15 protein-coding genes and 3 pseudogenes are annotated in these 20,044 nt (G+C 60.9%); 5 read left to right on the plus strand and 13 right to left on the minus strand.

The genetic code is table 11. The annotated features are described in order from the left end of the window. Window positions 1-96 precede the first annotated feature (96 nt). Window positions 97-399, minus strand: coding sequence for a putative quinol monooxygenase (locus AX284_RS01035; RefSeq protein ID WP_007182542.1), 303 nt, complete (start codon window positions 397-399; stop codon window positions 97-99). Window positions 400-1,167: 768 nt separating this feature from the next. Here AX284_RS01035 and AX284_RS12200 point away from each other — a divergent pair. Then, complete coding sequence (locus AX284_RS12200) at window positions 1,168-1,476, plus strand: helix-turn-helix domain-containing protein (protein WP_371106407.1); 309 nt, start codon at window positions 1,168-1,170, stop codon at window positions 1,474-1,476. A gap of 476 nt (window positions 1,477-1,952) precedes the next feature. Further along, window positions 1,953-2,936 (plus strand): LLM class oxidoreductase, encoded by a 984-nt coding sequence (locus AX284_RS01045; RefSeq protein ID WP_068383093.1) that lies wholly within the window; start codon window positions 1,953-1,955, stop codon window positions 2,934-2,936. A gap of 55 nt (window positions 2,937-2,991) precedes the next feature. On the opposite strand, the gene AX284_RS01050 is transcribed toward AX284_RS01045, so the two are convergent. After that, the gene (locus AX284_RS01050; RefSeq protein WP_068383095.1) at window positions 2,992-3,300 is read right to left on the minus strand and encodes a putative quinol monooxygenase; all 309 of its coding nucleotides are present in this window, start codon (window positions 3,298-3,300) and stop codon (window positions 2,992-2,994) included. An 84-nt stretch (window positions 3,301-3,384) separates the two neighbouring features. Next, a complete protein-coding gene (locus AX284_RS01055; protein WP_068383097.1) occupies window positions 3,385-4,392 on the minus strand; it encodes a zinc-binding alcohol dehydrogenase family protein in 1,008 nt (335 codons plus the stop codon). Window positions 4,393-4,501: 109 nt separating this feature from the next. Here AX284_RS01055 and AX284_RS01060 point away from each other — a divergent pair, with 109 nt between their 5' ends. Beyond that, the gene (locus AX284_RS01060) at window positions 4,502-5,392 is read left to right on the plus strand and encodes a LysR family transcriptional regulator (protein WP_068383099.1); all 891 of its coding nucleotides are present in this window, start codon (window positions 4,502-4,504) and stop codon (window positions 5,390-5,392) included. 20 nt (window positions 5,393-5,412) lie between these two features. Here the strand turns inward: AX284_RS01060 and AX284_RS01065 are convergent. Continuing rightward, window positions 5,413-6,616: pseudogene (locus AX284_RS01065) on the minus strand (cation:proton antiporter domain-containing protein); the annotation flags it as partial. Here AX284_RS01065 and mobH point away from each other — a divergent pair. After that, window positions 6,609-8,127, plus strand: a pseudogene (gene mobH, locus AX284_RS01070) (MobH family relaxase); the annotation flags it as partial. The pseudogenes AX284_RS01065 and mobH overlap by 8 nt on opposite strands. 80 nt (window positions 8,128-8,207) lie before the next feature. Here mobH and AX284_RS01075 read toward each other — a convergent pair. The 7 genes and pseudogenes from AX284_RS01075 to frmR form a co-directional block, all read right to left on the minus strand. Beyond that, a pseudogene (locus tag AX284_RS01075) lies at window positions 8,208-10,830 on the minus strand (excinuclease ABC subunit A). 4 nt (window positions 10,831-10,834) lie between these two features. Beyond that, window positions 10,835-12,721, minus strand: a complete 1,887-nt coding sequence (gene nhaA, locus AX284_RS01080; protein WP_068383101.1) for a Na+/H+ antiporter NhaA — start codon at window positions 12,719-12,721, stop codon at window positions 10,835-10,837. Between the two features lie 60 nt (window positions 12,722-12,781). Next, window positions 12,782-14,095 carry a replication-associated recombination protein A gene (locus tag AX284_RS01085; protein ID WP_068383103.1) on the minus strand — a complete coding sequence of 438 codons (1,314 nt, stop codon included), beginning with the start codon at window positions 14,093-14,095 and terminating at the stop codon, window positions 12,782-12,784. Window positions 14,096-14,253: 158 nt separating this feature from the next. Then, entirely contained in the window at window positions 14,254-14,781 is a 528-nt protein-coding gene (locus tag AX284_RS01090; RefSeq protein ID WP_009681674.1) for a DUF3422 family protein, read from the minus strand. 182 nt (window positions 14,782-14,963) lie between these two features. Next, window positions 14,964-15,362, minus strand: a complete 399-nt coding sequence (locus AX284_RS01095; RefSeq protein ID WP_068383105.1) for a VOC family protein — start codon at window positions 15,360-15,362, stop codon at window positions 14,964-14,966. A gap of 43 nt (window positions 15,363-15,405) precedes the next feature. Further along, entirely contained in the window at window positions 15,406-16,515 is a 1,110-nt protein-coding gene (locus AX284_RS01100; protein WP_068383107.1) for an S-(hydroxymethyl)glutathione dehydrogenase/class III alcohol dehydrogenase, read from the minus strand. Between the two features lie 59 nt (window positions 16,516-16,574). Further along, the gene (gene frmR / locus AX284_RS01105) at window positions 16,575-16,850 is read right to left on the minus strand and encodes a formaldehyde-responsive transcriptional repressor FrmR (RefSeq protein WP_007182548.1); all 276 of its coding nucleotides are present in this window, start codon (window positions 16,848-16,850) and stop codon (window positions 16,575-16,577) included. Between the two features lie 349 nt (window positions 16,851-17,199). On the opposite strand from frmR, the gene AX284_RS01110 reads away from it, so the two are divergent. Then, window positions 17,200-18,177, plus strand: a complete 978-nt coding sequence (locus AX284_RS01110) for an IS5 family transposase (RefSeq protein ID WP_068383109.1) — start codon at window positions 17,200-17,202, stop codon at window positions 18,175-18,177. 153 nt (window positions 18,178-18,330) lie between these two features. Here AX284_RS01110 and AX284_RS01115 read toward each other — a convergent pair whose 3' ends face one another. Next, window positions 18,331-18,636: an ArsR/SmtB family transcription factor gene (locus AX284_RS01115; protein ID WP_068383111.1), complete on the minus strand. Its 306-nt coding sequence runs from the start codon at window positions 18,634-18,636 to the stop codon at window positions 18,331-18,333. A gap of 93 nt (window positions 18,637-18,729) precedes the next feature. Then, window positions 18,730-19,854: an alkene reductase gene (locus tag AX284_RS01120; protein ID WP_068383113.1), complete on the minus strand. Its 1,125-nt coding sequence runs from the start codon at window positions 19,852-19,854 to the stop codon at window positions 18,730-18,732. Between the last annotated feature and the right edge of the window lie 190 nt (window positions 19,855-20,044).

The following is a 20,044-nucleotide window of genomic DNA, read 5'->3' on the forward strand; positions in this document are numbered from 1 at the left end:
CTCCCTGGGCAAGTGCAATCGGGGGGGGGGGATCGCTGCGTAGGGCCGTGTGACCCCCATCCTGCAGCGTGACCTGATTGGGTCAAGGCCGGGTTGTCATGCAGGCAGTTTGGCTGCAAGCAGTTCGACCTTCTCGATATTGGGCGGAGAACTGAGCAAGGTCGCGGCGTTGGCCATCAAGGCCGCGGCGATCTGGCCGTTCAGATGTGCTTGGCGACCTGCCTCATCGGCAAAGGCATCGAACACACCGAACGTCGAAGGGCCAAACTTCAATGCGAACCAGGCAGTGGTGCCGGACTCGGCGTTGGCGAGCGGCAGTGCGCTGGCCAGGAAGTCGGCAAGCGCAGCCTCCTGGCCGGGTTTGGCTTCGAGGCGAACAAACAGGGCGAGCTTGGTCATACTGTAATCCTTTGGGTAAATGGGTTAGGTGAATGGATCAACGAGCCTGCAGTCTAAGTCGTCATGACAGCCATCTCTATAGACAATAATGACAACATTGATATCATTGTTGCCATGAAACTCCACATCCTTGTTTGTGATGGCGTGTTTGATCTGGGGCTTGCGGCGCTCACCGACACAGTGGGCTTGGCCAATGCGATGGCGGGCTCGCTGCCACAGGCTCCCGCGCACATAGAGCTCACGCTGGTGGGCGTGCGGCGTCGCATCCGAACTGCGCAAGGCTTGACGGTCCCCGTGGTCCCTGCGCGTAGTGTGCCGGAACCAGACGTCGTGCTCGTGCCCGCGTTTGGCGACAAGATGCCTGACACGCTCTCGGCTCGGCTCACACGCCCCGATGTGCCCGACGCGGTCGCGGCGCTACAGCAGTGGTCCACCGCTGGCGCGCACCTAGGTGCCGCTTGCTCCGGTAGCTTCTTGATTGCAGAGAGCGGCCTGCTTGATGGGCATCGTGCGACGACGTCATGGTGGCTGGGGCCGATGTTTCGGCAGCGCTATCCGAACGTCAAGCTGGAAGAGTCACGCATGATCGTGAACTCGACACGCTTCACCACCGCTGGTGCCGCTTTGGCCCACGTCGACCTGGCCTTGCGCATCATCCGGGAGCGCAGTCCGGCGCTGGCGGCCCTGGTGGCACGCTATCTGCTGGTCGAGGCACGCAGTTCGCAAGCCGAGTTCGTTATTCCCGACCACCTTGCGCATGCCGACCCGATGGTGGAGCGCTTCGAGTGCTGGGCCAGAAGTCAGCTCGCGAAGGGGTTCTCGCTGGCCGAGGCGGCCAGCGCCGCGGGCACAAGCGAGCGCACCTTGGCGCGGCGGCTGCAAAGCGTTTTGGGCAAGACACCGTTGTCGTATTTCCAGGACCTGCGCGTGGAGCATGCCGTCCATCTCTTGCGCACCGGAAACGCGAGCGTCGACCAAGTCGCCGCACAGGTCGGGTACTCGGATGGGGTGAGCCTGCGGGCCCTGTTGCGCCGCAAGCTGGGCCGGGGTGTCAGAGAGTTGCGACGCGGTGGATGACCAGAGGCGTTTGGTGTATACACGGCTGGAGACCGCCGAGAAACTGACGCAGGCCAAACGGCGCATTTGGACCTGACAAAACTACTGCCCGCCACGGCGCGCAAGCTCCAGCTTGACCCCGGACAAAGTTTTGCTGGCAAGTTTTGCTGGCAATGTCGTGGTTGAGTAAATCAATACCTTGATTGAGCAACGCTGTGCACTGACGATTCCGCGGCTCACCGACCCCGCCGCCGACAATGACGCAGCCGCCGAGCCCACCGTTTGAACTACCGTGCGGACACGGGTTCGATTCAGGGTTTGGGAATTGAACCTACATCCCATCGCAGACGAGTTTGATGCCCGTTTCCGGCGACCAGTATGGCTGAGAAACCTGCTTGCAGGTCTACAATCGGGCAGGCTTTACGATCGAGTTCGCAATGGTTCGCAGCAGCTCGTTGCACTTCTATTGCGTGGTTCTCCCATTGAGGAAGATTAGAATGTATCTGCCGAGCACGATTCCTTATCAGCAGCATCGAGGGTTCAGCCGAACCTTCACTCCGGGTCATTTGAGCCTGGGATTGTTCTTCCCTTTGGAGGCCTTCGGTGGGGACATTCCGAGCATGCGCAACCAGGTCGCATTGGCCAAACGAGCAGAGGAGCTGGGCTTCTCCGCGCTTTGGTTTCGCGACGTGCCTCTTCGGGACCCTAATTTCGGCGATGTCGGCCAAGTCTTCGATCCCTGGGTTTACCTGGGCTATATGGCGGCTCATACGTCAGAGATAGCGCTTGGCAGCGCATCCATTGCCATCCCTTTACACCATCCTCTGCACACGGCCAAGGCGTCAGCCAGCGTCGATCAGTTGAGCGCAGGTCGCTTGATTCTGGGCGTAGCCTCCGGCGATCGCCCAGTGGAGTTTTCAGCCTTTGACGTCGATCCCGAAAGGCGCGGAGAAGTCTTTCGAGAGCACTACGAGGTGATTCGCCGAGCCTACAGCACCAGCTTCGAACCCATCCGCTGGAGCGGTGGTAAGCTGCGCGGCGCAGACCTCATTCCGAAACCCACAACCCAAGTGATTCCGATGCTCGTGACCGGACATAGCCGCCAGTCACTGGATTGGATCGCGCGCGAAAGCGCCGGATGGATCAACTATCCACGCGCGCCGAAAATGCAGCGACTGATCGTGGAAGATTGGCGGATGGAGGTCATGAAGCAATGTGGTTCCGTCTATAAGCCCTTCACTCAGTCGCTTTACATCGACCTCAGTGAGAACCCGTCCACGCCGCCCACTCCCATTCATTTGGGGTTCAGGCTCGGACGCGACCACCTCCGGGCTTTGCTGGAGTCGCTTGAGGAAATCGGGGTGGACCACGTTATCCTCAATCTCAAGTACGGAAAGCGCCCTGCGGCGGACGTCATTGAGGAACTGGGCACTCACATCGTTGCGCAATTCGGAGTAAAGGCGCGTCCTGGAGCAAATTGATCCGCCGGCCGCGTCCAAGCCCGGCCGAGGTGGTGCGGCTCAATAGGCTGAATGATCAGGCCGATACCTGTTCAAGGAATATCAGTTGCAACGGCTCTTGCAGCAGATCATCTGCCGTGGCGGCAAAGCGCTGAAAGTAAGGCATCGAAAAATGCGCATCCAGCGCCGCCTGATCCCTGAAAGCCTCGCGCATGTAGAAAGTGCCCTGCTCGTCACGCTGCTCGAACAACACATAATCGAGATTGCCCGGCTCTGCGCGGGTCGGCTCTATCAGCGTCAGCAATTCTTCTTTCAATGCCTGTTCTTTGCCTGCCTTGGCCTTGAGCACGGCAATTGATACCAACTTGTTACTGGACGTATTCATCGTCAACTCTCCAACATAAAAAACGGCAAGTGATGCCGCAGGCGGTTCAACGGGCCCGCAGGCGAGCCCGTCTGATGAGTGAAATCAGAAACCTTCGAGAACGATCTTGCCCCGGGCCTTGCCGCTCTCGATCAGCGCATGGGCACGACGCATGTTTGCCGCATTGATCGCACCAAAGTGCTCGCCCACGGTAGTTTGCAGAACACCTTGGTCAATCAGAGCGCTGACCCGATTGAGCAGGTGATGCTGATTAATCATGTCCGGGGTTTCGTACAGCGAGCGGGTGAACATCAGCTCCCAATGCAATGACAGCGACTTGCGCTTGAGCGGCATCACATCGAGGGTTTCGGGATCGTCAATCACACCCAGACGCCCCTGTGGCTTGAGCACGTCGATCAGTTGTGCAAAGTGTTGTTCGGTGTGGGTTAGGCTGGCGACATAGTCGATCTCCGGCACACCGAGCGCTTGCAACTGTGCGAGCAGTGGCTGGCTGTGATCGATCACGTGATGCGCGCCCAACTGCCGCACCCAATCAGCGGTTTCCTGGCGTGAGGCGGTACCAATGACGGTAAGGCGGGTCAACTTTCGGGCCAGTTGCACCAGCATCGAACCGACGCCGCCAGCCGCTCCAGTGATCAACAGGCACTTGCCCTCCCCCGTACCCTCGACGACACCGAGCCGGTCAAACAACAATTCCCAGGCCGTGATCGAGGTCAATGGCAACGCTGCCGCATCGGCGGCACTCAATGAATGAGGCTTGTGCCCGACGATCCGCTCATCGACCAAATGGAATTCGCTGTAGCTGCCGGTGCGGGCAATCGAGCCGGCATAGAACACTTCATCGCCCGGCTGAAACAGCGTCACTTCAGCGCCGACCTCGCGGACAATGCCTGTGGCGTCCCAGCCGAGGATTTTCGGTTCTTTTGTGAAAGTTCCGGCGCGCACCTTGGTATCCACCGGATTCACTGATACCGCGCGAACTTCGACCAGCAGATCCCGAGGGCCAGGCGTGGGCCGCGGGAGACTGATGTCGATCAATGCTTGTGGATTGTCGATGGGCAAAGCGTGCTGGGTAAAGCTGATGGCTTTCATGGAGACTCGCTGTCGAAGGGTTGATGCATTCACTTGCGGCAATCTTCGACTTCCCATGGACAAAGAAAAACAAGCAGAATGCGCCAACACTTTCACTTCAGGAGTGAAAATGATCCGCATCGATGATCTTGGTTTATTCATCCGCAGCGCCGCGCTGGGCAGTTTCACCGCAGCGGCGCTGGAGGCTGATCTGCTGCCTGGTCAGGTCGCAGCCGCCATCAAACGTCTGGAGCGCGAACTGGACGTGCGCCTATTCGCCCGTACGACGCGCAGCCTGCGATTGACTGCCGAGGGCGAGCAATATCTGCCCACCGCCCACTCAGTGCTAGAGACCCTGCAGCAAGGCAAGGAAAACCTGCGGGGTGAGAACGCCACGCTGCGGGGCGTGCTGCAAGTGACAGCGCCGTCCGATCTGGGGCGCAACATACTGCTGCCGTGGCTGACGCTGTTCCGCCGTCAGCATCCTGAATTGACGTTGCGTTTTTTCCTGTCGGACCAGATGGCCAATCTGTTTCGCGACCCGGTGGACGTGGCGATTTGCTACGGTCCAAATGAAGACGCCAACTACGTGGCACTGCCGCTTGCACCTCGGAACCAGCGGGTGCTGGTTGCCTCGCCGGAGTATGTGCAACGCTGCGGTTCTCCCCAAACACCGGATGACTTGAGCAAGCATGCCTGCCTGCTCTATCTGCAAAATAGCCGGGTCTACGACAAGTGGAACCTGGGCGGGCAAACCGTGCAGGTTTCGGGACCGTTGTTCAGCGATGACGCCGATGTCGTGCGGCGCTGGTCATTGGAGGGTGAAGGTATCGCCTACAAATCCTGGCTGGATGTCAGTGCAGATATCGCCGCAGAGCGTCTGCTTGTGCTGCTGCCGGATTATCCTGGCGAAGCGTCACCGTTGAGTCTGGTGTGCCCGCATCGCAAGCAGATCAGCCCTGCGGTTTCTCAGCTTCACACGTGGCTGAGTAGCCAGTTTTCTGCTCTGGAGCGCAGGTGAACCGATCCTGTGATTGATGCTCACTGAGCATCCCGCGCTTCATGGTTCGGCGGATCAATGCGTTCAATATTCCCCAGTACCAGCGCTCGCCCGGCAAACAGGCCGCCTGCTGTTTCCAAGGCAAAACGTTCGGCGTCGCGTTTGCGCACTTCCTCGATCACTGCGTCGGCTTCGTGCTCAGACGCACCCAGAGTCAGCACGGCCTGACCACCGAGCAGCAGGGCGGCCTCAAAGGTTTCCCGCACTATGTAGTCGGCATCGTGTTTGACCAATTCCAGCGCATGTTCGCGGTCAAAAGCGCGCACCACCAATTTCACCTGCGGGCAGTAGTGCCGAGTACTTTCGACAATGCGTGTCGCGGCTTTCTTATCATCCACACAAATAATGATGGCGCGGGCGTGATGGGCACCAGCAGCGTGCAATATTTCATGGCGGGCACCATCGCCGTAATAGACCTTGAATCCATAGGGTGTCACGGCGCGGATGACCTCCGGATTTATATCAATGATGGAAATTTTCGCTCCCTGGGCGAGCGGTGCCTGGCAGGCAATCTGCCCCACTCGGCCAAAACCGATGATGAGTACATTGCCTTGCAGGTTGTGTGCGGCTTCCACACCGTCCATGGAAACGGTCTGCACGCGCGCAAAGCGTTTGTACAGCAATACAGTCACCGGCGTAATGGCCATGGAGAGCACCACAATAGCCGTCATATTGGCGCTGACTTCAGGACTGATGACCCTGAATTTGAGCGCTTCGGCAAACAGCACAAAAGCAAATTCGCCCCCCTGCGCCATAAGCACGGCGCGATCCAGTGCGTCGCTATGGCTGCTTTTCGCGAGGTCGGCGCGCGACCCCATAAATGCACAGCGCCTTGACCGTCATCAGCGCAAGCACACCAGAGGCGATGAGCATCCAGGCCTTGTCCACCACCTGCAGATCCAACGACATACCGACGCCGAGGAAAAACAGCCCCAGCAGCAGGCCGCAAAATGGCCCTATGTCGGCCTCCAACTGGTGGCGGAAGGTGGATTCCGACAGCAGCACACCAGCAACGAAAGCCCCCATCGCCATTGAAAGGCCGCCGATTTCCATCAGCAGCGCGACACCCAACACAATCAGCAACGCAGCGGCAGTCATGACCTCGCGCGCTTTGGCTCGGGCCAATACCTGAAACAGAGGATTGAGCAGCCACAATCCAATGGCCACCAATGCGCCCAAGGACAATCTGCTGCCCATCGGTGCCAGTCCCGAAGACCAGGCGGCGCAGTCCGAAGCCTGGACCGCCGCCGTTGCCTATGCTGCGCTGCTCCACGATATTGGCAAGATCGCCGTCGATCTACACGTCGAACTGGCCGACGGCAGTACTGGCATCCGTGGCATGGCCCGCTGCACCAGGCGTACCGATTTCGCTACCGTGACGACCGCGAATACCGCCTGCACAGCGCCGCAACAGGCTTGCTCTATCGTCAACTGCTCGACCGTCACGTCCTGGACTGGCTCAGCGACTATCCGGCTCTCTGGGCACCGCTGCTCTATGTGCTGGCCGGTCAGTACGAACATGCCGGTGTACTGGGGGAACTCGTCGTGCAAGCAGACCGGGCGTCGGTGGCCCAGGAGCTGGGCGGCGATCCGGCGCGCGCCATGGCCGCGCCCAAGCATGCACTGCAACGCAAGCTGCTGGACGGGTTGTGCTACCTGCTCAAGGAACAGTTGAAGCTGAACCAGCCGGAAGCCTCCGATGGCTGGCTCACCGAGGATAGTTTGTGGCTGGTGAGCAAGACGGTTTCGGACAAACTGCGCGCACACCTCCTGTCTCAGGGGATCGATGGCATTCCTGCGAACAACACCGCCGTGTTCAACGTGCTGCAAGACCACGGCATGCTCCAGCCCACCTCGGACGGCAAAGCGGTCTGGCGCGCGAACGTGACCAGCACGACCGGCTGGTCCCATTCGTTCACCCTGTTGCGTCTCGCTCCCGCGCTGATCTGGGAGTCTGGCGAGCGACCAGCACCTTTCGCGGGGACGGTAGAGATCGACGCGACGCCCGCGGAAAACGACGCCAGCATGTCGGCTCCCGCGCCTCCGTCTCGGTGAACCCAGCGCAGGGAGGTCAAGAGCCTCCGATTTGGGAGGGCGACAGCACCACCATCGTTTCACCGCCCGCAGCCCAGCCCGAGCCCGACGTCATGGAGGATTTGCTCGCGATGGTGGGCTTGGGTGAGTCGGCCGGCGTTGGCCAGGATGCCGAGGAGTTCCTCCACACCCCCGCGCCAGCAACAGCCGCGACGTCCATTCCATCGCCTGCACCTGCACCCGCGCCTACGCCTGGGCCATCGGCAACGAAGCCATCCGGGGAACAGTTCATGGTTTGGCTGAAGCAGGGAATCGCCTCACGACGGCTCATCATCAACGACGCGAAGGCACTCGTGCATACGGTGAATGACACGGCCTACCTAGTCAGCCCGGGTGTGTTCCAACGCTATGCGCAGGAGCATCCCGAAGTGGCCGCACTCGCCAAGCAGGAGAATCAACAGGATTGGCAGTGGGTGCAGAAGCGCTTCGAGAAGCTGCAGCTACATCGAAAGCAGCCCAATGGCCTGAACATTTGGACCTGTGAAGTCACGGGCCCGAGGAAGTCCCGCCGACTGCATGGCTACCTTCTCGAAGATGGGTCCTTGGCACTCGCCGAAATACCGCCCAACAACCCCTATCTTGCTCTGACTCAGGAAGGATGACGCGATTCGGGCATTGATCGCCACCGTCGTGTGGCGACGATCAATGCCCCGCGAAAATTGGCAACATTTGGCGAACTGAGCTACTCGGCCCGCGCCAACTCCTGTGCAAGGAACGGAGCGGTTCTGCTGCCAGACGTTCGGGCCACCTGCTGAGGGGAGCCCGCCACCACGATGCTGCCGCCGGCAGCGCCTGCACCAGGCCCCACGTCGATCACCCAATCAGCCTGGGCCACCGCGCGCATATCGTGTTCGATCATCACTACGGTATTGCCGGCATCGACCAGGCGCTGCAACTGCACCAACAGCGGTCGGCGTCCGACGCATGCAGCCCGGTAGTCGGCTCGTCGAGCACGTACAGGCTTCGGCCGCGCTGGCTGCGCTGAAGCTCGGTCGCCAGCTTGATACGATGCGCCTCGCCACCGGAAAGCTCGGTGGCCGGTTGCCCCAGGCGCAGGTAGCCCAGTCCGATATCGCGCAGCAGTTGCAGTGGCCTTGCCACAGCGTCTTCACCCGCGAAGAATTCGCTGGCTTCGTCCACGGTCATCTGCAGCACCTCGGCGATGTTGCGCCCGTTCCATTGCACCTTCAGCGTGGCCTCGTTGTAGCGTGCGCCATGGCACGTCGGGCACGGCGCGTACACGCTGGGCATGAACAGCAGTTCCACGCTGACGAAGCCCTCGCCCTCGCAGGTCTCGCAGCGCCCCTTGGCGACGTTGAACGAGAAACGGCCGGCGTCATAGCGGCGGCGGCGAGCGTCGGGCGTGGCGGCGAACAGCTTGCGCACGTGGTCAAACAGGCCGGTGTAGGTAGCCAGGTTCGAGCGCGGCGTGCGCCCGATCGGCTTCTGGTCCACCTGCACCAGGCGCTGTATGGCGTCCACATCGCCCGCCAGATGACCGCCAGTCGCTTCGATCACCGCCGGCCCTTCGCTGGTGGCGCTTTCGGCTACATCGTCTTCCGGCTCATGGCCCAGGTGCAGCAGCACCAGCTCCGGCAGGGCCTGCGCGACGAGGCTGGACTTGCCGGAGCCGGAGATACCGGTGACGGCCGTCAGCACGCCGAGCGGAATGCGCGCATTCACGCCATGCAGGTTGTGGCGGTGAATGTCCTGCAGCTCCAGCCAGCCGGTCGCTTCGCGTGCCCGGCTTCCCGGCGCGGGGATCTCCTCGAACAGATAGCGGGCGGTGCGCGATTCGGCAATCTTGCTCAGGCCACCCGGCTCCTCGCTGTAGAGCACGCGGCCGCCACGCTCTCCGGCATCCGGCCCGACATCCACCAGCCATTCCGCGCGGCGCATCAGGTCCAAGTCGTGCTCGACCACGAATACCGAGTTGCCGGCATCGCGCAGCCGGTCGAGCGCGTCGTATAGGGCCTGGCTGTCGGAGGGGTGCAGGCCCGCCGAGGGCTCGTCGAGCACGTACACGACACCGAACAGCAGGGAACTCAATTGCGTGGCCAGCCGCAGGCGCTGCAACTCGCCGGCCGACAGCGTCGGCGTGGCCCGGTCCAGCGTCAGGTAACCCAGGCCCAGCCCACGCAGTTGACGCAGGCGCGCCATCACGCCACCGGCCAGGCGCTGCGCGGCGAGGCGTTTTTCTTCCGACAGTGCGGAGGTGCGGCGCACGTCCGGCGATACCGCATGGACGGCGCGTTCGGCACGGTCGCGTCGGGTCGCTTCCTTGTCCGTAGCCGCCCCCGCTGCATGGGCGCGGAAATCGCCCTGGGCGATGGGTTCGAGCAAAGCCGCCAACTGGTCCAGCGGCATCTGCATGAACGCGCCGATGTCCACGCCGGCGAAGGTGACCGACAGCGCCTCGGACTTGAGCCGCTTGCCGTGGCAGGTGGGGCACGGTTTGCCCTCCATGAACCGGGACACGCGCTTTCTCATCAGCGCGCTCTGGGTATTGGCAAAGGTGTGCAGCACATACCGCCGGGCGCCGGTGAAGGTGCCCATGTAGCTCGGCTCCATCTTGCGCTTGAACGCGGCGCGGGTTTCGGCCGGCGTGAAGCCCGCGTACACCGGCACCGTCGGTGTTTCCTCGGTGAACAGAATCCAGTCGCGGTCCTTCCACGGTCGGTTAACGTCGTAGCCCATGCTGACCAGGATGTCGCGCAGGTTCTGGCCTTGCCAGGAGGGGGGGGCCAGGAGGCGATCGCCCGCTCGCGGATGCTCAGGGAGGGATCGGGCACCATGATGGCCTCGGTCACCTCGTACACATGGCCCAGGCCGTGGCAGGTCGGGCACGCTCCCTGCGGCGTGTTGGGCGAAAAATCCTCGGCGTACAGCATCGGCTGGTTGGCCGGATAGGCGCCGGCGCGCGAATACATCATCCGCACCAGGCTGGACAAGGTGGTCACACTGCCCACGGAGGAACGCGCGTTGCTGGAGCCCCGCTGCTGCTGCAGCGCCACCGCCGGCGGCAGGCCGTCGATCGCATCGACGTCCGGCACGCCGGCCTGTTCGATCAGTCGCCGCGCATAGGGGGCCACCGACTCGAAGTAGCGTCGCTGGGCCTCGGCATAGATGGTGCCGAAGGCCAGCGAGGACTTGCCGGAGCCGGAGACACCCGAGAACACCACCAGCGCGTTACGCGGGATGGAGACGTCCACCTCCTTGAGGTTGTTCTCGCGCGCACCTCGCACTTCCACCATGCCGCTGGCCGCAGCGGTACAAGAGGATTCACCGAAAGAATTGTTTGGCAAGTTTTTATCCTGTAGTTCGTCCCGCTAAGGACGGGACTTCCTGAGTTCGGATGCCGCGGCGGCTGGCTTCGAGCGCTGCGGTGACAGTGCGGGCGTCGTAGCTGCCGCGCAGACGACGACCCTCGACGAAGAACGTCGGCGTGGCGTGCGCACCGCTGGCGACCGCACTGGCGAGGTCGCGCTCGACACGCTCGATCACCGCGGTGCTGTCGAGATCCGCGATGAACCGTTCGACGTCGAGCCCAAGCTCGGCGGCGTAGCCGATCAGATGCTCGCGCTCCAGCGCATGCTGACGGGTGAACACGAAGTCCAGCCACGGCCAGAACATCCCCTGGTTCGCCGCTGCCTCGGACGCCCTCGCGGCAATCGGCCCGTGCGGGTGGTGCGGCAGATGGCGCACCACATACCGCAGGTCGTCACCGAAGTGGGCGCGAAGATCGTCCCACGAACCGGTGGCGTGCGCACAGTACGCGCACTCGAAGTCCACGTACTCGACGAGTGTGAGCTGGGCGTCCTCCGGCCCGCGGATGTGATCGATCTCCGGATCGACCGGCGGCTCAAGCACCATCGGCAGGTCAGCGGTCTTCTCACCCCACCGCTGGGCGGCGACCTTGAAGATCAGCCACCCGAGCAACGTGGCGAACACCATCGACACGAGCACGCCGACCGTCGCCTGGCGGCCCAGGTCGGAGGTCGTGCCGAACGCGAGCCCGATGATCAGCAGCGACACGGTGAAGCCGATCCCGGACAGCGCCGCCCCACCGAACACGCTCCCCACCCCGACGCCCTCGGGCAGCCGGCCCAGGCCGAGACGGACGGCGACGAGCGTGGTGAGCCCGATGCCCAAGAGCTTACCGAGCACGAGCCCTGCGATGACGCCCCACGTGACTGGCGAGCCAAAGGCCTCGGCGAGCAGCCCGCCACGCACGTCCACCCCGGCGTTCGCCAAGGCGAAGATCGGCACGATCAGCAGCGCCGTCGGCAGCCGCAGGAACTCGTGCAATCGCTCGTTCACCGAGATACCTCGGGACAGCCCGCAGTCCACCGCGCGGGCCGATGCGGCACTCGGCGACTGCCAGAAGTCGCGGAACAGTTGTCTTGCCGCAACGACCCCGTGACGTTGCGTCGCATAGGCGGGGATCAGCAGCCCCGCGGCCATCCCGGCGAGAGAGGCATGGATGCCGGAATACAGGGTTGCGAGCCACAGCACGATCACGATCAGCACATACGGCATTGCCCGCCACTGACGGGTGCGCCCTAGCCACCACAGCGCAACGAGACTGGCGAGGGCGATCAACAACGGGACGATCCAGATCTCCTCGCTATAGACGATGCCGATGATGGACACGGCGAGGAAGTCATCGACCACGGTCAGGGTGAGCAGGAACACACGCAATTGACCGGACAGCCGCGGACCGACGATCGCCAGGGTGCCCAGCATGAACGCCGTATCGGTGCCGACCACCGCACCCCACCCGTGCAGGCCCTGACCTCCGGCCAGCCCCACGAGCAGGACGTACACCAGAGCGGGAAGCACAACACCCGCGACCCCCGCGATCAGGGCGAGACCGGCACGGCTGCGATCCCGGAGCGATCCGTGGGCGAACTCCTGACGCACCTCCAGGCCGATCAGGAAGAAGAAGACGACCATCAGGCCGTCGTTGACCCAGTGATGCAGGTCCATGTGCAGGCCCAGCGGCCCGAAGTCAAACCCGACGTCCAGATGCCACAACTCGAAATAGGCATCGGATAGCGGCGAGTTCGCCCACGCCAGCGCCACGACCGTTACGATCACCAGCAGCACCGCAGCACCAGACTCCGTGCGCAGATAGCGGGCAACGCGTCCCAGGCTGACATTCGCCGAGGATGCACCGAAAGAAGTGGCTGACATGTTCTTATCCTGTTCCTGTAGTTCGTGAAGTCGCGATGAGCCGGTTTCGGAGACGACCGGTCAGGCGTCCGCCTCTGGCAGCGCCCCATCATCCAGCGAGCGCAGCCAAGTAAGCCTTTCTCCCAGCCTGCGCTCAACACCTCTGTCCGTTGGCTGATACCAGCCCGGCCGCGCCACGCCCTCGGGAAAGTAGCTTTGCCCAGCGGCATAGCCGTTGGGCTCGTCATGGGCGTAGCGGTAGCCTTCGTGATACCCCATCTGCTGCATCAGCTTCGTCGGCGCATTGCGAAGATGGAGAGGCACAGGCAGGGAGCCGCTGTTCTTGACGAAGGCCTTCGCCTTGTTCCAGGCGGCATAGGCAGCGTTCGACTTGGGGGCGGCAGCAAGGTAGGTCGCCGCGTGGGCAATCGGTATTTCGCCTTCGGGGGAACCCAGCCTCTCATAAGCCAGCGCGGCATTGAGCGCCAGTTGCAGCGCCTGCGGGTCGGCATTGCCGATGTCTTCGCTGGCCACTACCACCATGCGGCGGGTCACCTGGCTGACGTCGCCGCTACCGTCAAGGATGCGGGCCAGCCAATACAGGGCCGCATCAGGGTCGGAGCCCCGTAGCGACTTGTGGAAGGCTGAGAGCTGCCAGTAGAACTCGTCACCGCCCTTGTCGAACCTGCGCAGCGATGGACTGGTGGACAGCCTGGCGAACTCGCCATCGACCACGGTCTTGCCAGCGCCCGACGCCGCATTCGTCACCTGCTCAAGAAGATTGAGGAAGCGCCTGCCATCGCCATCGGCAAAGCCCTTGAGCAGATCCAGCGCGTCCGCGTCCAACGTGACGCCCTGGAGATGCGGCAGTGCGCGTTCGTAGAGTTGGTTCAGTTCGTCGCCGGATAGCGGTTCGAGGGTATAGACCTGCGCGCGCGAGAGCAGTGCGGAATTGACCGCCAGCCCCGGATGCTCGGTCGTCCCCCCCACCAGGGTCAGGAGCCCCGACTCGACATGGGGCAGTAGGGCATCCTGCTGCGCCTTGTTGAAGCGATGGATCTCATCGACGAAAAGCACCGTCGATCGACCATGGTTGTCCAGTTCTGCCTGGGCCTCGTCGATGGCTTGCCGGATGTCCTTCACCCCGGCCAGCACGGCCGAGATGGCGATGAATCGGCTGTCGGTCGCACTGGCGGCCAGGCGCCCCAGGGTGGTCTTGCCCACGCCTGGCGGCCCCCAGAGGATGAACGAGTGCAAATTGTCCGCCTCGAACGCGAGACGCAGCGGCTTGCCGGGGCCGAGCAAGTGCCGTTGCCCGACGAATTCGTCCAGCGCCTTGGGCCGCAGAAGTTCGGCCAAGGGGGGCTTGGGCTTTGTCGTGAATAGATCGGTCAAGTTCCTCTCCCTGGCATTTCTGATAGTTGACGTTCCGATAAGGTGGGCACCTCAATCCAGAGAGCCGGATTTATCCAACGCTGTGGGCTCTTTGTCGGCAATCGCATGCATGATGATGCGAGAGCCGCGGTAGCCGATGCTGTGGTTCCATACCCAGCTCAACGCGACGCTGAGCCGTTCTCCACCAGCGAGTAGCACAGGCTGGCAGGATCGAAGCGATCGACCTCCTTCTCCGTTTCCGGCGTCCACGGAAGAAGTCTCAAACGGATGCCGGATACGACCGGGCCGGGAGGAACAAATCCATGCTTGAACGGATTTTCGCCGCACGGCTCTCCCGTCTCGGAATCCAGCGAAGCGCACCAGAGATACGTTGAGAACTCGGTGTGCTTTTCACAGTGCAGGTCTCCCTCATCCCATGTCACGCCGTGAAGCGGCGTAGCGTGGTCGGGCTCGGCAACGCCGAAGCGATGAGACAACTCACTCATCGCCATCTGATCCCTGGCCTGATCGCCTTCGGTCATGAAAGCGAGCTGCAATATGCCGCGGGGGGCCTGAATCAAGAGATACGGGCGCGCATGCACTTCACCCACGGCCGCAGCACGATCGGCATAGGCCGGCATGCCGTACACGGTGGCGGTCAGGGCGGGTTGTACGGTCGTCGTATTGATGTTGGCCGGCTCTTGCATAACGACCTCATTTCTCATTGGTTGAAAAACACACTTCAAAGCAAATGCCCGCAGCCATGCGTTTCGCACATGGCTGCGGGCCGATCTTCATGAGCAGGCACCGCTCTACACGGTCCGTCTAATAGGCTCGCCGTATAGAGGCTTGTGCTGGCCCTTTCAGAACGCCCTCAGCTTCCTTGCTTTCAAACGAAGGTGTACGAGCAGACCTTGTTGCCCGCCGGATCACGCAGGTAGGCCGCATAGGCACCCGGCAGGTGACCACGTGCGCCAGGCTGGCCCTCGTCGGCACCGCCTGCGGCAAGGCCGGCAGCATGGAAGGCATCCACTTCGGCGGGAGTGGCGGCCGCAAAGCCGATCGTCACGCCGTTGCTGGAGGGCGCTTCACCATTGCCCGGACGGGCGATGATGAAAGCCGGCTTTTCGCGACCGAAAAGCACCCACCCGTTGCCGAAAGGACCGAGGTTCTTGATGCCGAGAGCACCCAGAGCGGCGTCGTAGAACGCGGCCGACTTCTGGACGTCGGCGGCGCCGATGAAGACGTGCGAGAAGATGCCGTCGCCGGAAATGACAGGATCGGACATGGTTAATTTCCTTGGTGGTTGGTGTTGAATGGATAGTGGGTGATCAGTAGTGGATCACCGTGCGAATCGACTTGCCTTCATGCATCAGGTCGAAGGCCTTGTTGATGTCGTCGAGGCCCATGGTGTGGGTGACGAACGGGGCGAGATCGATCTCGCCTTTCATTGCGTCTTCCACCATGCCCGGGAGTTGGGTGCGCCCCTTGACCCCGCCGAAAGCCGAACCCTTCCAGGTGCGACCGGTGACCAACTGGAACGGGCGGGTCGAAATTTCCTTGCCAGCACCAGCCACGCCGATGACGATCGACTGGCCCCACCCACGGTGGGCTGCTTCCAGTGCCGAGCGCATCACGTTGACGTTGCCGATGCACTCGAAGGTGTGATCGACACCCCAGCCGGTCATCTCGATCAGAACCTCGTGAATCGGCTTGTCGAAGTCCTTCGGATTGAGGCATTCGGTCGCGCCGAAGGTACGAGCCAGTTCGAACTTCGCCGGATTGGTATCGATGGCGATGATACGGCCCGCTTTGGCCTGGCGTGCACCTTGAATCGCAGCGAGACCGATGCCGCCGAGGCCGAAGATGGCCACCGAGTCGCCGGGCTGTACCTTGGCCGTGTTGTGCACGGCGCCGATGCCGGTGGTCACGCCGCAGCCCAGCAGGCAGACGTGCTCGGGGTTGGCGTCCGGGTTGATCTTGGCCAGCGAGACTTCGGCGACGACCGTGTATTCGCTGAAGGTCGAGCAGCCCATGTAGTGGTAAAGCGGCTGACCGTTGTACGAGAAGCGAGTCGTACCATCGGGCATCAGCCCCTTACCCTGGGTTGCACGAACCGCGACACACAGGTTGGTCTTGCCGGACTTGCAGAACAGGCACTCGCCGCACTCGGCGGTATAGAGGGGAATGACGTGATCGCCAGGCTTCACGCTGGTCACACCTTCACCCACCTCCACGACGATACCCGCACCTTCATGACCCAGCACGACCGGGAAGAGACCTTCGGGGTCGTCGCCCGACATGGTGAAGGCGTCGGTATGGCAAACGCCGGTGTTCGTGATCTTGATGAGCACCTCGCCCTTGCGCGGCGGCTCGACGTCGATCTCGACGATTTCCAGCGGCTTTCCTGGCCCGAAGGCAACTGCTGCACGTGATTTCATGATGTCGCTTCCTTTACTAGCTAACTAAATTTGCCCTCACCGAGGGCACCCTGGTGCCTCTACCGCAGATAGGAGCGGACGATAGAGATGGTCTCGTCAATGGACTTGTTCTGCGAATCGCTCCTGATTTCGCTACTGGGAAACTCTTCCCGCAGATAGCTCTCCAGAACCGTTGCCATCAATCCGTTGACTGCGCCACGAACGGCCGCAAGCTGCTGAAGAATTGCAGGACATTCCGCACCTGCATCAAGCGCTTGCTCAAGAGTCGCTACCTGACCTTTGATGCGCCTGATGCGCGTCAGTGCTTGCTTCTTTTCTTCCGGACTGTGTGGCATCGAACACCTCTCTACTTGGGTACACTGTCGCATTATACAATACTCCCCCATAGTATATGCGACCGAAAATCGACACAAAATCTGTGACGCTTCAAAATCGTAGACGTCAGCGGTCTTTACGGTGCCACTATGCCCCTCCCCGAACTCGTCACGGATAACCCCATGCTCCTGCATGAGGTGGCCGATCTCATGGAAATACACCCAGGTGATCGCAGCGACGAATAAATTATTGACGAGATCCTCGTCGGTGAAGCACTTAGGGAGCCACTGCAAAAATAGCCAACTGTGCCAGCCCTTGTCACACTGAACGCCCTCTCGACCATCTCCTTCAAACAATCCGAAACGCGCTATGCAGAAGACCTTTTCCGAGCTGGAGTATGCCAGCAAGAAGAAGCTGACTCGCCGGGATCGCTTCCTGGCGGATCTTGAACAGTTGGTGCCTTGGGCGATGCTAGAAGCGCAAGTGGCTCCGTTCTACGCCGACACTGCGGGTAAGCGCGGGCGGTCGGCGATTGGGCTGTCGCGTATGTTGCGGATGTATTTAGTGCAGCAGTGCTTTGGCTTCTCCGATGAAGGCACCGAGGATGCTATCTATGACAGCCAGGCAATCCGCGGTTTTGTGGGGATCGACCTGAGTCGCGATTCAGCGCCAGATGCTACGAAGCTGCTGCGTTTCCGCCGGTTGCTGGAAACCCATCAGTTGACGCGGACGCTGTTTGAAACGATCAATCAACATTTGGCCAGCCGGGGCCTGCTGTTCAAAGAAGGCACCATCGTCGATGCCACCCTGATCGCCGCGCCGCCCTCGACCAAGAACCGCGAAGGCAAGCGCGATCCAGACATGCATCAGGCCAAGAAAGGCAACCAATGGCACTTCGGCATGAAGGCCCACATCGACGTGGATGCGGCGACCGGACTGGTGCATAGCCTGATTGGCACGGCGGCCAACGTGGCGGACGTGACCCAGGTCGACCAGTTGCTGCATGGCCAGGAGTCGCATGCCGTGGGTGATGCTGGCTACACCGGCGCGGCCAAGCGCCCGGAGCATGCTGGCCGGAACGTGATTTGGTCGATTGCCGCGCGGCCCAGCAGTTACCAGCAGTACGGCAAAGACAGTGTGTTGTATCAGGCTAAGCGCAAGATCGAATACGCCAAGGCGCAACTGCGTGCCAAGGTCGAGCACCCGTTTCAGGTGATCAAGGTACGCTTCGGACATCGCAAGGTGCGTTACCGCGGCCTGGCCAAGAACACCGCGCAGCTGTTTAGCCTGTTCGGGCTGGCCAATCTGCTGCTGGCCAAGCGGTATTTGCAGCGACTGGCGGGATAAATCCGCCTGCAACACGGATGCTGACCCGCCAATCAGTGAAGTCTGGGCTAAAATCGGCCTCAGAACGACAGTGCCACGACCGGTTGGCTGAAAATTCGGCTTGAAAACAGCACACGACGCGAACAGATGAATTGTTCAGCGCCTCCCTAAGTATCAAATGGCCTTCTCAAGCGCATTCAGTAACTGCTCGATCTTCTTCTCATTGCGTTTGTAGTAAGTCCAGGGACCAATGCGCTGAGATGTAACCAGCTGAGCTCTCTGAAGGGCTGCGAGGTAATTTGATACGGTCGACTGTGATAGCCCTACTCTTTCTTGGATGATGCTTACGCACACACCAAGCTGATCGGGATCTGCTTCCTGCTCAGGAAAATTCTCCCTTGGGTTCTTGAGCAAGGTGAGGATGGCGAGGCGTGTTGGGTTATCCAGAGCCTTTAACGCTTCGCTGACGTCGATGTTCATAGTAAATGGCACATAGCTGACTTTTCGCGATTTTACGATATTTCGATTTTAGTTGCTGCGCGCACTCCAACGAGGCGCGCAGCTCCAGCGCTGTCAGCTTTTGTAGAAGGGATAATCAACATACCCTTTCTCGGTACCGCCATACATGCTGCTGTCATCCAGTGAATTAAGCGGCCAGCCATTAGCGATCCGTTGTGGAAGGTCTGGGTTGGCAATGAAGGGGCGACCAAAGGCAATTAAATCAGCCCAGCCAGCTTCAATTGCCGCGGCGGCACGCTCTGCCGTGTATCTCCCCGCACACAGAATGCGACCACTGAAGACCTCTCGTACCGCGTTGCGGAATGTATCTGGCAGCTCTGGAGCTTCGTCCCAGTCTGCTTCGGCCAGCGACAGGTAAGCGACACCAATTTCCTCCAGCACCTTGACGGCCTCAATGTAAGTCTCGTGTGGATTTTCTTCCACAAGGCCTAGGTAGACACGAAGCTCATCAGTGCTTGCAAACAGTGGAGCAAATCGAACACCCAAACGATCAGCACCCACCACGTCAGCAACTGCTTGTGTTATCTCTCGCAAGAATCGCAGGCGGTTCTGAAGGCTGCCACCATATTCATCCGTGCGGCAATTGGTGTGCGCTGAGATGAATTGGTTTACCAGGTAACCATTGGCGCAGTGCAGTTCTACCCCATCGAAACCGGCCTCTAGAGCATTCTGCGCTGCTTTGGCGTAGAGCTGGACGAGCTCTTTCACCTCTGTCGTGGAAAGCTCCCTTGGCTCAGATGGATCCGCCAAGATACCGGTGCCTGGTCCCGTCTCGATGAACACTTTCACGCTACGTGCTGGCAGTGCTGATGGTGCTACAGGAGCATCGCCATTTGGCTGCAGCGAGGTGTGGGATACCCGGCCAACGTGCCAGAGCTGCGCAAAAATGACGCCGCCCTCTGCATGTACCGCTTCGGTCACCTTCTTCCAGCCTTCGATTTGTTCTTGGCTGTGAATTCCGGGAGTCCAAGCATAGCCCTGGCCTCGTGGCTCGATCTGAGTTCCTTCTGTGACCATGAAACCCGCACTAGCTCGTTGTCGATAGTAGGTCGCCATCAAGTCGTTGGGGATGTTTCCCGGCTGCGAGCTACGCGAGCGAGTAAGCGGCGGCAGCACAATGCGATTACGGAGGTCATAGGGGCCAATCTTCGTCGAGCTAAACAGCTTGTTCATGTTCATTCGTAGATCTAGATATCGGTAAATATAGATTTAGCAAGGCGATTCACCTCGCTCCTGAGACGGCTTTAACTCAATGCACTCTCTGTAGGAGTGCTGATCAAGAGGTTACTGAATGGCATGATTCTAATCCATATATCTAGAAATGCAAATATCTAGATCATACCAAGCATCTCAGCGAACTCAGAATGGA

It is taken from the genome of Pseudomonas sp. HUK17 (genome assembly GCF_001566765.1).